This window comes from Leclercia sp. UBA2479 (genome assembly GCF_002341985.1).
GTDB classification, from domain to species: Bacteria; Pseudomonadota; Gammaproteobacteria; order Enterobacterales; family Enterobacteriaceae; genus Enterobacter; species Enterobacter pneumoniae.
In genome coordinates this window covers 202,655-217,190 of record NZ_DDPB01000006.1, presented here as the reverse complement: position 1 = coordinate 217,190, position 14,536 = coordinate 202,655, and the positions used below count along the sequence as shown (strand labels likewise).

Annotated in this window: 15 protein-coding genes; 6 read left to right on the top strand and 9 right to left on the bottom strand. The window is 55.5% G+C overall.

Annotated elements, in window-relative coordinates:
• Nucleotides 1-377: 377 nt before the first annotated feature.
• Together B3B59_RS05945 and B3B59_RS05940 are read left to right on the top strand one after the other, a co-directional pair.
• Complete coding sequence (locus B3B59_RS05945) at nt 378-701, top strand: hypothetical protein (RefSeq protein WP_052953290.1); 324 nt, start codon at nt 378-380, stop codon at nt 699-701.
• A 244-nt stretch (nt 702-945) separates the two neighbouring features.
• Entirely contained in the window at nt 946-1,269 is a 324-nt protein-coding gene (locus B3B59_RS05940; protein ID WP_052953289.1) for a hypothetical protein, read from the top strand.
• A gap of 47 nt (nt 1,270-1,316) precedes the next feature.
• On the opposite strand, the gene mpl is transcribed toward B3B59_RS05940, so the two are convergent.
• Nucleotides 1,317-2,687 carry a UDP-N-acetylmuramate:L-alanyl-gamma-D-glutamyl-meso-diaminopimelate ligase gene (mpl, locus tag B3B59_RS05935; protein WP_046886418.1) on the bottom strand — a complete coding sequence of 457 codons (1,371 nt, stop codon included), beginning with the start codon at nt 2,685-2,687 and terminating at the stop codon, nt 1,317-1,319.
• 199 nt (nt 2,688-2,886) lie between these two features.
• Between mpl and fbp the strand changes: the two genes are divergently transcribed.
• Both fbp and B3B59_RS05925 read left to right on the top strand, forming a co-directional pair.
• Nucleotides 2,887-3,885 (top strand): class 1 fructose-bisphosphatase, encoded by a 999-nt coding sequence (fbp, locus tag B3B59_RS05930; RefSeq protein ID WP_040077452.1) that lies wholly within the window; start codon nt 2,887-2,889, stop codon nt 3,883-3,885.
• 250 nt (nt 3,886-4,135) lie between these two features.
• The gene (locus B3B59_RS05925) at nt 4,136-4,489 is read left to right on the top strand and encodes a LysR family transcriptional regulator (protein WP_286808366.1); all 354 of its coding nucleotides are present in this window, start codon (nt 4,136-4,138) and stop codon (nt 4,487-4,489) included.
• Here the strand turns inward: B3B59_RS05925 and B3B59_RS05920 are convergent.
• The 5 genes from B3B59_RS05920 to ytfQ form a co-directional block, all read right to left on the bottom strand.
• Nucleotides 4,464-6,032, bottom strand: a complete 1,569-nt coding sequence (locus B3B59_RS05920) for a methyl-accepting chemotaxis protein (protein WP_263617461.1) — start codon at nt 6,030-6,032, stop codon at nt 4,464-4,466. The genes B3B59_RS05925 and B3B59_RS05920 overlap by 26 nt on opposite strands.
• Nucleotides 6,033-6,125: 93 nt before the next feature.
• Entirely contained in the window at nt 6,126-7,127 is a 1,002-nt protein-coding gene (gene yjfF / locus B3B59_RS05915) for a galactofuranose ABC transporter, permease protein YjfF (protein ID WP_040077454.1), read from the bottom strand.
• Nucleotides 7,114-8,136, bottom strand: a complete 1,023-nt coding sequence (ytfT, locus tag B3B59_RS05910; RefSeq protein ID WP_040077455.1) for a galactofuranose ABC transporter, ATP-binding protein YtfT — start codon at nt 8,134-8,136, stop codon at nt 7,114-7,116. Before ytfT ends, yjfF begins: the two co-directional genes overlap by 14 nt.
• A 13-nt stretch (nt 8,137-8,149) precedes the next feature.
• Entirely contained in the window at nt 8,150-9,652 is a 1,503-nt protein-coding gene (gene ytfR, locus B3B59_RS05905) for a galactofuranose ABC transporter, ATP-binding protein YtfR (RefSeq protein ID WP_040077456.1), read from the bottom strand.
• 46 nt (nt 9,653-9,698) lie between these two features.
• Nucleotides 9,699-10,655 (bottom strand): galactofuranose ABC transporter substrate-binding protein YtfQ, encoded by a 957-nt coding sequence (gene ytfQ / locus B3B59_RS05900; RefSeq protein WP_046886414.1) that lies wholly within the window; start codon nt 10,653-10,655, stop codon nt 9,699-9,701.
• 309 nt (nt 10,656-10,964) lie between these two features.
• Here ytfQ and ppa point away from each other — a divergent pair, with 309 nt between their 5' ends.
• Both ppa and B3B59_RS05890 read left to right on the top strand, forming a co-directional pair.
• Nucleotides 10,965-11,495, top strand: a complete 531-nt coding sequence (gene ppa / locus B3B59_RS05895) for an inorganic diphosphatase (RefSeq protein WP_040077459.1) — start codon at nt 10,965-10,967, stop codon at nt 11,493-11,495.
• Between the two features lie 255 nt (nt 11,496-11,750).
• Nucleotides 11,751-13,334, top strand: coding sequence for a methyl-accepting chemotaxis protein (locus B3B59_RS05890; protein ID WP_286808363.1), 1,584 nt, complete (start codon nt 11,751-11,753; stop codon nt 13,332-13,334).
• A 36-nt stretch (nt 13,335-13,370) separates the two neighbouring features.
• On the opposite strand, the gene B3B59_RS05885 is transcribed toward B3B59_RS05890, so the two are convergent.
• From B3B59_RS05885 to B3B59_RS05875, 3 genes are all read right to left on the bottom strand, one after another.
• Entirely contained in the window at nt 13,371-13,721 is a 351-nt protein-coding gene (locus tag B3B59_RS05885; RefSeq protein ID WP_286808361.1) for a type II toxin-antitoxin system ChpB family toxin, read from the bottom strand.
• Entirely contained in the window at nt 13,715-13,966 is a 252-nt protein-coding gene (locus B3B59_RS05880) for an AbrB/MazE/SpoVT family DNA-binding domain-containing protein (RefSeq protein ID WP_286808360.1), read from the bottom strand. Before B3B59_RS05880 ends, B3B59_RS05885 begins: the two co-directional genes overlap by 7 nt.
• A 223-nt stretch (nt 13,967-14,189) precedes the next feature.
• Entirely contained in the window at nt 14,190-14,534 is a 345-nt protein-coding gene (locus tag B3B59_RS05875; protein ID WP_040077463.1) for a gamma-glutamylcyclotransferase family protein, read from the bottom strand.
• Nucleotides 14,535-14,536: the final 2 nt, after the last annotated feature.

Below are 14,536 nucleotides of genomic sequence, written 5' to 3'. Positions count from 1 at the left end.
CAATTAACCCCTGACCATACATTAAGAGACCCAGGCAATTTTTTTCATATAATCTTTTATAGCTGGGAAATTAACTTAAGGATGTGAATAACAAGGCACCGATTATTACTTCTTATTCTGAGATACAATATAATATTAGTGTGCTTTACCATCCAATAAATGTACTCTGTAGGCCATTATAAATATAAGAATTGCTGATATAAACCCTCTATCTCCACACTTCACATTCATATTTCATACGTGAAATAAAATCACACTCCTTCTCATCACTTCCATTCGTTGCTAACATTTTTTCGGCAAATTACGGGGTTCATTAAAATAAGCTCTGTAATTTGTGTTTCACTCAGGATGAAATTAATTATCAATGGAGATAAATAATGCGTGAACTTAACATCATGGAAATGCAGGTCGTCAGCGCCGCCGCAGGTGAATTAACCGCTGACCAGCGTTTCGAAGGGGCTGTCTGGGGTTTTTTTGATGGCATTTCCACTGGCGTGGCCGTAGGCGGGAAGGTCAGCGGTGCGGGTGGATTAGTCATAGGCGGTATCAACCAGGCCGTCAGTGCAGTCATTGGTGTCGTTTGCGGCGCACTGTTTGGTGCAGTCGGTGGATTTATGGTGGGTCGTGAAGCCATTGCGGAGACCTGCCATGACTATCGCGCAACCTTTGGTCCTGCGAGTCAGGCATTCGGTACTATTTAAGCGCGTTTCGTGTTTCAGTGCACGGGGTCATCCCCGTGCATCTGGTTATCGTTGTAAATACATACCATTAAATAAATATACCCCCCAATTCATACTCATATTTCATATATGAAGCAACACGCACTCTCTTCTCATTCAATGTATTAGTTGCTAATCTTTTTTCCGCAAATTACTGGGCCAACTAAAAATGCTTTGTGATTTGTTTTTCACTCAGGAATAAATCAATTATCAATGGAGATAGAAAATGCGTGAACTTAATATTATCGAAATGCAGGTTGTTAGCGCCGCCGCAGGTGAATTAACCGCTGAACAGCGTTTCGAAGGGGCTGTCTGGGGTATTTTTGACGGCATTTCCACTGGCGTGGCCGTTGGTGGGAAAGTCAGTGGTGCCGGTGGATTACTTGTGGGGGGCATCAACCAGGCGGTAACCGCGGTCATTGGTGTCGTCTGCGGCGCACTGTTTGGCGCTGTGGGTGGATTTATGATGGGCCGTGAAGTCATTGCCGATACGCTGCATGACTATCGCGCAACCTTTGGTCCGGCGGGTCAGGCATTTGGCTCAATTTAAGTCATTTATGATGACCCTGCCTGAGGCAGGGTCATTTTTACCGTGACTTACTCAGCGGACGCCTTCTTCGCCAGCCCGTCCAGCAGCTTCTGATGGATCCCACCGAACCCGCCGTTGCTCATCACCAGAATGTGATCGCCCGGCTGCGCGGTTTTCACCACCATCTCTGCCAGGGTATCCACATCCGCGCTCCAGTGCGCCGGCTGAATGCAGGCCTCGGCCACTTCCGCGACCTGCCACGGAATATGCTGCGGCTGCAACAGGAACACCTCATCGGCGCGGCCTAACGACGGCGCGAGATCGTCTTTGCAGATCCCCATCTTCATGGTGTTAGAGCGAGGCTCCAGCACCGCCAGAATACGCGCGGTACCGCCAACCTTGCCGCGCAGGGCTGCCAGCGTCGCCAGGATCGCGGTTGGGTGATGCGCGAAATCGTCATAGACCGTCACGCCATTGGCTTCGCCGCGCAATTCAAGGCGACGACGGGCATTCACGAAGGAACCCAGCGCGTTCGCCGCATCCGCAGGCAGCACACCCACGTGGCGGGCGGCGGCAATCGCCATCAGGCCATTGTGCATGTTGTGTTCGCCAACCAGGCCCCACTTCACTGCGCCCACTTTTTCACCGTCGAGCAGCACTTCCCACTCCGAGGCGTCGGTGGTCAGCTTTTTCGCCTGCCATTTGCCCTGCTCGCCCACCAGCTCTTGCTCGCTCCAGCAGCCCATCGCCAGCGTCTGCTTCAGGTTGATATCGCTCTCCGGCGAGATGATACGTCCCTGGCCAGGCACGATGCGCACCAGATGGTGGAACTGCTTCTGTATCGCTTTCAGGTCGTCGAAAATATCCGCGTGATCAAACTCAAGGTTATTGAGGATCAGGGTACGCGGGCAGTAGTGAACAAACTTGGAGCGCTTATCAAAGAACGCGCAGTCATATTCATCCGCTTCGATCACAAAGAACGGGCTCTCGCCCAGGCGGGCAGAAACGTCGAAATTACCCGGTACACCGCCGATCACAAAGCCCGGCTTGTAGCCGCAGGCTTCCAGAATCCAGGTCGCCATCCCGGCGGTGGTGGTTTTGCCATGTGTACCGGCAACGGCCACTACCCAGCGATCGCGCAGCACGAAGTCGTGCAGCCATTGCGGCCCTGACATGTAAGGAATGTTGCGTTCCAGCACGGCTTCAACGCAGGGGTTACCGCGCGTCATGGCATTACCAATGATCACCAGATCCGGCTGAGGATCGAGCTGGCTGGCATCATAGCCCTGAATGAGATCAATACCCTGGTTCTCCAGAAGCGTGCTCATCGGCGGATACACATTGGCGTCCGAACCCGTCACTTCATGGCCAAGCGAGCGCGCCAGCATGGCCAGTCCGCCCATGAAAGTGCCACAAATCCCCAATATATGAATGCGCATACGTCACTATCCTTCTTCAATGTGGCGCACATTTTACTCATATGTCTAACAGGTGAGAAACGCATTTCAGGTAAATCTGTAATTTGCTGGCGCGATTCACCTCTGCGCTACTATTTGAATATTTGTTAAGATTGTTGGAGTTTTACCGCTTTATCATCATCCGATCGCTTTACTCAACATATGATGCAGGGAAAGTGTTATGAAAACGTTAGGTGAATTTATTGTCGAAAAGCAGCACGAGTTCTCTCATGCTACTGGTGAGCTCACTGCTTTGTTGTCGGCAATAAAGCTGGGCGCCAAGATCATCCATCGCGATATCAACAAGGCCGGTCTGGTCGATATCCTGGGTGCCAGCGGTGCTGAAAACGTTCAGGGCGAGGTTCAACAGAAACTTGATCTGTTCGCGAACGAAAAACTGAAAGCTGCACTGCGCGCGCGCGACATCGTGGCGGGTATCGCCTCTGAAGAAGAAGACGAGATCGTGGTCTTCGAAGGGTGTGAACACGCAAAATATGTCGTGCTGATGGATCCGCTGGATGGTTCCTCCAACATCGACGTTAACGTCTCCGTCGGGACGATCTTCTCTATTTATCGTCGCGTGACCCCGGTAGGCACCCCGGTCACCGAAGAGGATTTCCTGCAGCCGGGCAATCGCCAGGTGGCCGCAGGCTATGTGGTTTACGGCTCCTCCACCATGCTGGTCTACACCACCGGCTGCGGTGTGCACGCCTTTACCTACGACCCGTCTCTGGGCGTGTTCTGTCTCTGCCAGGAGCGTATGCGCTTCCCGCAGAAAGGCAGCACCTACTCCATCAACGAAGGGAACTACATTAAATTCCCGAACGGCGTGAAGAAGTACATTAAGTTCTGCCAGGAAGAGGATAAAGCGACGCAGCGTCCTTATACCTCGCGCTATATCGGTTCTCTGGTGGCGGATTTCCACCGCAACCTGCTGAAGGGCGGGATTTACCTCTACCCAAGCACCGCCAGCCATCCGGAAGGGAAACTGCGTCTGCTGTATGAGTGCAACCCGATGGCCTTCCTTGCAGAGCAGGCGGGCGGTAAGGCCAGCGATGGCAAAGAGCGTATTCTGGACATTCAGCCCGAGAGCCTGCACCAGCGTCGCTCGTTCTTCGTCGGTAATGACCATATGGTTGACGATGTTGAGCGCTTTATTCGGGAATTCCCGGACGCGTAACGCAGAATGTTAAAAAGGGGCGACAGCCCCTTATTTGTCAGCACCCCGCGCGATTTCCTTCGCACACCATAATCATTTACTTCCTTGATTACCCTGCAAAAAGAAACACAACGCGCTTTGCGTTGAGTGAATTGTTCACGCCAACTTATATTTTAACGAGTATAAATACATATAAAAATCTCGCTATTATTACGGGTAACTTCCCCGCATTATTGCCCCGGTAAATACGCTTTGTTGGAACCGGCTGCTAATGAAAAATCTCTCACGCTCATCAACGGGTATCGATCTGAATTTAATTCCTGTTTTTATCGAAGTGGTTCGCTGCGGCAGCATGGCGAAGGCCTCATTACGGTTAAAAATGTCCCGCCCTGCGGTAAGCCTGGCGTTAAAACGGTTTGGCTCGCTGTTTAGCGAGCCGCTGTTCACGCGCAAAGGGCTGTTTCTGGAACCGACAGCGGAAGCGCTGCGCCTGACCAACGAACTGGAGAAGTTGCTGAGCCTGATTCATCAGAATCTGGCGGGGGAAGTGGCAACTGTAGAGGGTGTCCCGCCGCCTGTCGCGGCGGAACGCCTGCGTACTATGCCTGCTGCATCGACAGTTTAAAGGATGACATCGCTTCGATAAGTTCGCGGGATTGCTCTTCCAGCGAGCGCGTCGCCGCAGAGGATTGCTGCACCAGCGCCGCATTTTGTTGTGCGGTTTCATCCATCTGGCTAACGGCAATATTGACCTGCTCAATGCCCCGGCTCTGCTCCTGCGAAGCACTGGCGATTTCGCGCATCAGCTTTGTCATTCGCATCACTTCGTTGGCAATCTCATCCATGGTCTCGCCCGCCTGCTGCGCCAGCTCGCTGCCCTCGTTCACGTGTGACTGAGAATCACTAATAAGCAAGCGGATCTCTTTGGCGGCATCGGCGCTGCGGCTCGCCAGATTGCGAACTTCCCCCGCCACGACCGCAAAGCCCCGCCCCTGCTCACCCGCGCGTGCCGCTTCCACCGAAGCGTTCAGCGCCAGGATATTGGTCTGGAATGCGATACCGTCAATAACGCTAAGAATATCGGCAATACGGTCAGAACTGCCGGCGATATCGCGCATCTTCTCAATCACATAACAGACCATCTCGCTACCGCGGTCGGCAGTATCGGAGACGGTCTGCGCCAGCTGGTGGGCCTGATCGGCATTATCGGCGTTTTGCCGCACCGTGGCGGTGATCTCTTCCATACTGGCCGCCGTCTGCTCCAGCGAGGTCGCGGTCGATTCGGTCCGCTGGGCCAGGTGGTTGTTGCCCGCAGTCAGTTCGCGGCTGCCGGTATCAATCTGCGCACTGGCATCGCGCACCCGCAGCACCGACTCCATCAGGGACTGACGCATTATTTCGATGGCAGCATTCAGGCGGTTAATCTCCTGGCTGGCCGGGGCATTCAGGGCGTGGGTCAGATCGCCTGCCGCCACATGCTCCAGCTGGGCAATTGAGCTGGAGAGGGGTTTCAGCAGCATATGACGCAATGCCAGCCAGGCCAGCACGATAATACCCGCCGTCAGCAGCGCGGCTACGATGATGAGGATCATCACCCGATTTTTACTGGCCTGCACCGCCGCCACTTCAGCATTGCCGCGGGTTTCGCTCCAGGCCTGAAAAGCCTGCATGTCGTTATTAAACTGACGCGCCACCGGTACCAGACTGTTTTCCAGCAGATCGTAGTAAGCATCGGCGCTCTGCTCATTCAGCGCAGCCTGCATCGGGGCGATCCCCTTCTCTTGATAGGCGGCAAAGCTCACTGCAACGCGCTTTAATAGCGCGTCACCCTGCGGATCGGTCACGCCACCGTCTATCACGGCTTTTAATGTTTTCTGTGCCTGGGCGAATTCAGCGTTGATGTTCTTCACCGATTTGGCGGCATCATCCAGTAACCCCACCTCCATCATGCGAACCGCCTGACCCGCTTCGTTGCGCGCGCGCAGGATCAGGGTGTAGCCCGCGTTCAGCTGTACTAGCTGTTCACCCTGTAGGTGGTTGATGCGCTGCAAAGAGGAGGAACTCTGTGTGAGGGCATAAATGCCAATACCGCTGACAAGCAGCAGCAGAAGGGTCATAACGGCCAGTAACGAAAGCAAGCCGGTACGAATCGATAGCGTTTTAAGCATGATGTTATTTCCGGTAGCGAGATATATCTGGACAGAAAGAAAGGTTATCGGCCGCTACCGGAAAAAGTTTATACTTTGCGCAAATTCAGCAGGTTACTGCCTGGCTCCTGGGGTGCCCACCCGGGTGACCGGTGAGCTCTGGCGGTTCTCCCAGAGTACGGTCAGGCCACGCTGCAGAGCGATAAAGACAAACAGCAGAATGCCAATCGCAATCTTGGTCCACCACGAACTCAGGGTGCCGTCGAAGTTGATATAGGTCTGGATCAGCCCCTGGATTGCCACACCAAACAGCGTCCCCAGTACCGTCCCGACGCCGCCGCTCAACAGCGTACCGCCGATAACGACAGAGGCAATGGCGTCCAGTTCCACCCCAACCCCCGCCAGCGCGTAGCCCGCCTGGGTATAAATGGAGAAGACGATCCCCGCCAGCGTCGCCAGCCCGGTAGAGAGCATATAGATACGAATGGTGGTGCTACGGGTGGAGATCCCCATCAGGTTGGCTGAGGTCGCGCTACCGCCAATGGCATAAACTTCGTTACCAAAGCGGGTACGGTGCGCGAGGAAGATCCCGATCACCACCACCCCCAGCATCACCAGGCCCAGAATGCTGAGCCGTCCGCCGCCGGGGATTTTCCACGCCAGGCTGGAGAGGGTGTCATAGATCGGGTGGTTAATGGGAATCGACTCTTCAGAGACCAGATAACTGACGCCGCGCAGGAAGAACATCCCCGCCAGGGTGATGATAAAGGCCGGGATCTTCAGGGCGTCGATCAGCAGCCCCATAAAAGCGCCGAAGGCACAGCCCATGATCAGCACCAGTGGGAACGCCAGCAACGGTGAGATCCCCCAGAAGCCGATCGCCTTAGCGAGAAAAACGCCAGTGAAGGCGATCACCGAGCCGACCGAAAGATCAATCCCGCCGGAGAGGATCACAAAGGTCATCCCCACTGCAATAATGCCAAGAAACGCATTATCCGTCAGGATGTTGCAAATGACCCGCGTAGAGGCAAAGCCGGGGAATTGCGTCAGGCAGTAGAGATACCCCAGCACAAAGACGCCGAGGGTGATCATTAGCGGTAAGTTACGTTTTATCATGACCACGCATCCCCTTAATTATACTGATAAAGCGCGGTGACTGGACGATCAGCACGCAGAGCACGACCACCGCTTTCACCACCTGATTGAGCTCCGGCGGGAATCCCGACAGCAGGATCCCGGTGTTCATCCCCTGAATAATCAGTGCACCAATTACCGACAGCAGCAGGTTAAAGCGCCCGCCCATCAGCGAGCCGCCGCCAATGACCACCGCCAGAATGGCGTCCAGCTCCAGCCAGAGGCCGGCGTTATTCGCATCGGCGCCGCGTATATCCGCCGCGACAATCACCCCGGCAATGGCTGCACAGACGCCGCTCAGCACGTACGTCAGCATCACCATCAGGCGGGTACTGACTCCGGCGTTTTTTGCCGCGCGAATGTTAATCCCCACCGCTTCGATAAACATGCCGAGGGCCGTTTTGCGGGTGAAGAGCCAGAAGGCGATCAGCGTGACCACCACAATGATCACCGGAGTCGGGAAGAAGAGCAGCGAGCCGCTGCCGATCCACGCCAGGTTCGGCGCATTAAAGGTGACGATCTGCCCGGAGGTGATCAACTGCGCCACTCCGCGTCCAGCCACCATCAAGATTAAGGTTGCCACGAAGGGCTGGATTTTGAGGATCGCCACCAGCACACCGTTCCATAGTCCTGCCAGCACGCCGGTGCCCAGCGTCACCAGCAGCACCACCGGCAGGCTATGCCCGGCCACGGTCATCGAGGCGGCGGTCGCGCCCGCGATCGCCATCACCGCCCCGACCGACAGGTCAATGCCGCCGGTGGCGATCACCAGCGTCATCCCGATGGCCAGCAGCGCCACCGGCGCGGCGCGGTTTAAAATATCAATCGGGCTGCCGAACAGACGGCCATCCTGCAACACAATCTGAAAGAAATGCGGTGCCACAAGGCTATCGACCACCAATACCAGCAGGAGCGCGATAATTTGCGGCATGCCGGTGGGCCAGGAAAAACGGCGTTTGGGCTGCCCGGTTTGGGGGACTGTACGAGACATCACGCTGGTCTCCTTATGCCGCGATGGCATTCATAATTGCCGGAACGGAAAGCGCATCCAGCGGGATCTCTGCCACCTGCTTGCGATCGCGCATAATAATGACGCGATCGGCGTACCCCACCAGCTCCTCCAGCTCGGACGAGATGACCAGCAGCGCCAGTCCGTCGGCACACAGGGTTTCGATCAGGCGAATGATCTCCGCGTGCGCCCCCACGTCGATGCCACGCGTGGGCTCATCGAGGATCAGGAATTGCGGTTTGGTGAGAAGCCAGCGGGAGAGCAGCACTTTTTGCTGATTACCGCCGGAGAGGAATTCAATGGGCTGCTCGGCGCTGGGGGTGCGGATCCCTAGCTGGCGGATAAAGCGCTCGGCAATGGCGTTCTGCTCTTTACGCGGGATCGGGCGCAGCCAGCCGCGCTGGGCCTGTAGCGCCAGAATGATATTTTCCCGTACCGAGGCGGCGGCAATAATGCCGTCGGTTTTACGATCTTCCGGGCAGAAGCCAATCCCCAGACAGGAGGCGTGATGGGGAGATCGCAGGGTCTGCGGCTTGCCCTTGATCAGGGCCGTACCGCTATCGGCAGGCTTAATGCCAAAAATCACTTCAGCGGTTTCGGTGCGCCCGGAGCCTAACAGCCCCGCCAGGCCGACGATCTCACCGGGACGAACCTCCAGATCGAACGGCGCAATGGTCCCTTTTTTGCCGTAATCCTTAAACGCCGCCACGGGTTTATCGCTTAACAGCGTGCGGCCCGCGCGTTGCAACGCATGGGTGTCGAGTTCGCGCCCCAGCATCATTTTCACCAGCTCGATCTGCGGCAGTTCACGGGTTTCGCGGCAACCGACAAAGCTTCCGTTACGCAGCACGGTAATGCGGTCGCTCACCGCATATACCTGATCGAGGAAGTGGGTGACGAAAATCAGGCTTACCCCCTGATCGCGCAGCTGGCGCATCAGGGTGAAGAGCATTTCGACCTCCTGGGTATCCAGGCTGGCAGTCGGCTCGTCGAGGATCAGTACCTTCGCCGAGAGGTCGATAGCACGGCAGATGGCGACGATTTGCTGCATCGCCACGGAAAAGCGGTTGAGCGGCTCGCGCACGTCGAGCGAGAAGCCATAAGATTCCATCAGCCGGGTGGCGCGCGCCTCCATCTCTTTGCGGCGTAGCAGGCCAAAGCGTCTGGGTTCCCGACCAATAAACAGATTATCAGCCACCGACATGTTCGGCAGCAGATTCACCTCCTGGTAGACCGTGCCAATCCCCAGCTGCTGGGCATGGGCCGTATTTTTCGGGGAGATGGCGTTCCCTTCCAGCCAGATGGTGCCCCGATCGGCGTGATAGACCCCGGTCAGCGCTTTGATAAGGGTCGATTTGCCGGCGCCGTTTTCACCCAGCAGCGCCATGATCTCCCCGCGACGCAGACTAAAGTCGACGCCATCCAGCGCTTTGACGCCGGGGAAGTATTTACAGAGCCCCTCAGTGCGAAGGATTTCCTGATGTTGGTCAGTTGTCATAGTGTTCTCTCACCCTCTCCCCAACGGGGGAGAGGGAAGTAAAGACTCAGTAGCCCATATTTTTCTTTTTCTCTAACTCTTCTTTTGCAGTATCAGGCAGATAGAGAGTGGACTTGGTGATGGTGACTTTCTCTGGCAGGGTGCCGTCTTTCTTGAATTTTTCCAGCGCGTCGAAGGCCGGGCCCGCCATGTTCGGCGTCAGCTCGACGCTGGCATTGGCTTCGCCGTCGATCATCGCTTTATAGATATCCGGTACGCCGTCGATGGAGCCGGTGAGGATATCTTTACCTGGCTTCAGACCCGCTTCTTTGATGGCCTGAATGGCCCCGATCACCATGTCATCGTTATGGGCGTAAACCATGCAGATGTTCTTGCCGTTGTTTTCCGCTTTGATAAAGCTCTCCATGACCTCTTTACCTTTACTGCGGGTAAAGTCGCCGGACTGAGAGCGGATGATTTTAATGTTTGGCGCTTTGGCGATGGCCTCGGCAAAGCCCTTCTTACGATCGATGGCGACGCTGGCGCCCACGGTCCCCTGCAGCTCCACTACGTTACAGGGCTTGCCGTTGACCTCTTTGATCAGCCATTCGCCTATTAATTGTCCTTCCAGCACGTTGTTGGCGGTGACGGTGGTCATATAGAGAGATTTGTCTTTGACGTCCACTGATCGGTCGAGCAAGAAGACCGGAATTTCAGCGTCTTTTGCCTCTTTCAAAACCGGTTCCCAGCCGGTTGCCACCACCGGCGCGATGAAGATGGCGTCAACGCCCTGCGCAATAAACGAACGCACAGCTTTGATCTGGTTTTCCTGCTTTTGCTGGCCGTCGGCAACCTTCAGCGTAATGCCGCGTTTCTCCGCCTCGCTTTTGGCGACGCTGGTCTCAGCGGCGCGCCAGCCGGACTCAGAGCCGACCTGCGAGAATCCTACGGTTAAAGGGGCGGCCATTGCCATAGACGACATGGCTGCCGAAACTGCTGTGACGAGAAGTAAGCGCTTCCACATAAGAACGTCCTCGTAGGGTAGTTTATTGTTGGGTAAAAGGTGTTCTGCGAACAAACTATAGCCAATGGCAGGTGTTACAGATTGCGTTACATCACACTTCGGAAAAGTGAATAAAACGTTAATCACAAGTTTGTAATCGCTTTCATCGAACCATTAAAAATGCGGCTGAGTTTATGGACATTCCTGTCATGAGAAGAGGCTGAAAAGGGCCCTGAGCAGGCAGAAGAGACAAAAACAGGAAAAGACATTCAGCGTGAGTTGGCTATAATACTCGCCACTTGTTTGCCAATCATTTTATAGGACACAGACATGAGCTTACTCAACGTCCCTGCGGGTAAAGAACTGCCAGAAGACATCTATGTAGTTATCGAAATCCCGGCTAACGCCGATCCGATCAAATACGAAATCGACAAAGACACCGGCGCACTGTTTGTTGACCGTTTCATGTCTACCGCGATGTTCTATCCGTGCAACTACGGCTACATCAATAACACCCTGTCTCTGGATGGTGACCCGGTTGACGTTCTGGTCCCTACGCCGTACCCACTGCAGCCAGGCTCAGTGATTCGCTGCCGTCCGGTTGGCGTGCTGAAAATGACTGACGAAGCGGGCGAAGATGCGAAGCTGGTTGCTGTACCGCACACCAAACTGAGCAAAGAGTACGATCACATTAAAGATGTGAACGACCTGCCAGAGCTGCTGAAAGCGCAGATCTCCCACTTCTTCGAGCACTACAAAGATCTCGAGAAAGGCAAATGGGTTAAAGTTGACGGCTGGGACAACGCAGAAGCGGCGAAAGCTGAGATCGTTGCCTCCTTCGAGCGCGCAGCGAAGAAGTAATGCTTTCCTGATTATAAGACCCCGATACGTCGGGGTTTTTTTTTGCCTGTATACCTGAGCCTCGCCTCTGCCCCCCCGCCAAAGTGAAATGTCACGAAATTGTCACAAAGCACTTTTCCCTATCAATATTAATTAGATAGCGCTTTCCCCCTGCCCTAATGCCGGGTTACTGCCATAAAGTCTGCCTGATGTGGGTCGATATCTTCGGGACGTGATCGCGATCGCTTTATTACCTACAGGGAATCCCCGCTACAGATGAAACTCAACACACTCACCATCGGCCAACGACTGGGGCTGCTGGCCTCGCTGCTCCTGCTTGCGACGCTATTTATCGGTTTGCGTGGGCTGGCGATAAACAGCAACAGCCTGACGCAGAATGAACAGATTATGACGATGGAACAGACCATTACCGAGAGCATTGATACCGCGCGTAATGCGCAGGTGCAGTTCAAGATCCAGGTTCAGGAGTGGAAGAACACCCTGCTGCGCGGGGCTCAGGGGCAGGCGGCGTTCGATAAATATAAAGCGGCCTTTATTCGCGAGAGCCAGAACACCCAGGCGCTCTTAACGCACCTGAGCGAACTGCTGCCGAAAATCGGGATGGATAATCAGCAGGTGCTGGCGACACGGGCGATCCACGCCGGGCTGCAGCAGCAGTATCTGTCGGCGCTGAACGCCTATCGGGTGGGTGATGTGACCAGCGCACAGGAGGTGGATAAACAGGTGACCGGCATTGACCGCGAGCCGACAAAAAGGATCGACGAGGTGGTTGCCCAAACGCTGGCCCACGCAAAAGCGCTCCACCAGCACATCATTGCCCAGAACCAGGCGCGCTTTCAGGAGACGCGCTGGATGCTCCTGCTGGCCATGGCGTTGACGCTCGCGGCAGGACTGCTGGTAACCTGGTGGCTGATTCGCAGTATTACCCGCCCGCTGGCACAGGCAGTGAGCATTGCCCGCACCGTGGCGGCCGGCGATTTGCAGTCACGCTTTACCATTGCCGGTCGCGATGAGACCGCCGAACTGATGCGCGCACTGCAGGAGATGAACGTCAATCTGACGCGCATTGTCTCTGGCGTGCGTAGCGGCACCGAGACCATCGCCACCGCCTCAGCACAAATTGCCAGCGGTAGCCATGAGCTCTCTTCGCGAAATGAAGCCCAGGCCAGCGCGCTGGAGCAGACAGCCGCCTCGATGGAGGAGTTGACGTCGGTGGTGAAGAGCAACGCAGAGAATTCGCAGACTGCCAGCGATCTCGCCCGTAGCGCCCATCAGGTAGCCCGGCAGGGTGAGCAAGCGGTGGAACGCGCGGTACAGACCATGAACGAGATTCATAACTTCTCCAGCGAAATCAACACTATTATTAGCATGATCGACAGTATCGCCTTCCAGACCAATATTCTGGCGCTGAACGCCGCCGTCGAAGCCGCCCGTGCCGGTAGCGAAGGGCGAGGCTTTGCGGTGGTGGCGGCCGAAGTGCGCGCCCTGGCGCAACGCTCCGCGGCTGCGGCGAAAGAGATTCGGGTGTTGATCGACCGCTCGGTCAGTCGCATCGACGAAGGGAACGGCCAGGTGAAAGAGGCCGGCGCGGCAATGGCAGATATCCTGCACAGCGTGAGTAAAGTGAGCGAGCTGATCGAGGCGATTTCTCATGCCAGCCACGAACAGAGCACCGGAATCGACCAGGTCAACGTGGCAGTCACCCATATGGACACCGCCACGCAGCAGAATGCGACGCTCTCGCAGGAGTCCTCAGCCGCGGCCAGGGCCATGCACCGCCAGGCGGAGCAGCTGCTGGACACGGTGCAGATCTTTAAGCTGCGCCAGGAAGGGAATTAAAAAAACAACGCCACCCGAGGGTGGCATTTACCTGAGTCAGTCGATGATGGCCTGCAGACGCAGCAGGGCATCCTCTACGACCTCGTCCGTTGCGATGGCGATCTTTTTCGCCTGCCGGGCATGGAGATCCATCATCCGGAGCTGATTAACCAGCACGGCCCCCTGCACATCCCCCTCTTCACAGCTTACAGGCACAGCAAACCCGGCGTAGCGGGCATAACTACCGCCCTGCGTAATGGGGGCCACCAGCACCATACCGGTCTGATTAAACGTACTGAGGGAAAGCACCAGCGCTGGCCGACCAGCGCCTTGATGTTCATGGCCGTTTGCAGGAGAAAAGTTGACCAGCACGATATCGCCCCGATCGTACGTCTGCGCCCTCACCATACTTCATTGCCCATCGGCCCTGCATTGCCCCACAGTTCATCTTCCGTGGCGGGTGCCGCGGTCGGATCGCACTGCGCCAGCAGTTCTTCAAGGGTGTAACGCTTACTGAGAGGTTTAAGTACCACCTGATTATCAACGACCTGAGCTTCCATACTCTGTCCCACCTGCATGTTAAGTTCTTTCATGATGGCGCCGGGGATGACGACCCCAGCGCTATTTCCCCATTTCTTAATCGTAATACGCATAACCCCTCCAGATTATACAAAGTATAACTCCAGAGAAGATATTATCCGTTTTACGCGAGGTTTTTTGTGCGCGCCAGCAGAAAAGGTGTCTCGTTCAACATTCGGGAAAGCGTTACGCAAGAATTTGCAATGAAGTGAGCCGTTTCCCGGCCAATCGCGAGTGCCATCGCAAAAAACAACGCCACCCGAGGGTGGCGTTGTTCATTTCAATCTTCAAGCGGGGTCAGTACTGGTCTCTGTCTAACCAATTGCCGCTTTCAATCAGCGTTAAGCCTTCGACCGGACGTTGGTACACGTACATCCATGCACTCCCGTATGGCGTCTGGATTAACTGGCGTGCATATTCACCGCCCCTGGTGCGCAAGGCATCAAGTTCGGCTAGCGTGGCATTATCAATGCGGTAGACCTCACCTTGTACCGTTCCGTTTCCCGGAACCGCGCCTGGATAGTGGCCCAGACTGTACAACTGGTAGTTCTCGACATTGTAATTACCCAGCAACTGGGCGTTGGTCATCCAGTGGCTGTTGCCTTGCTTGGTTCGTAAACTGCCGTAGACAAATATTCGCATTG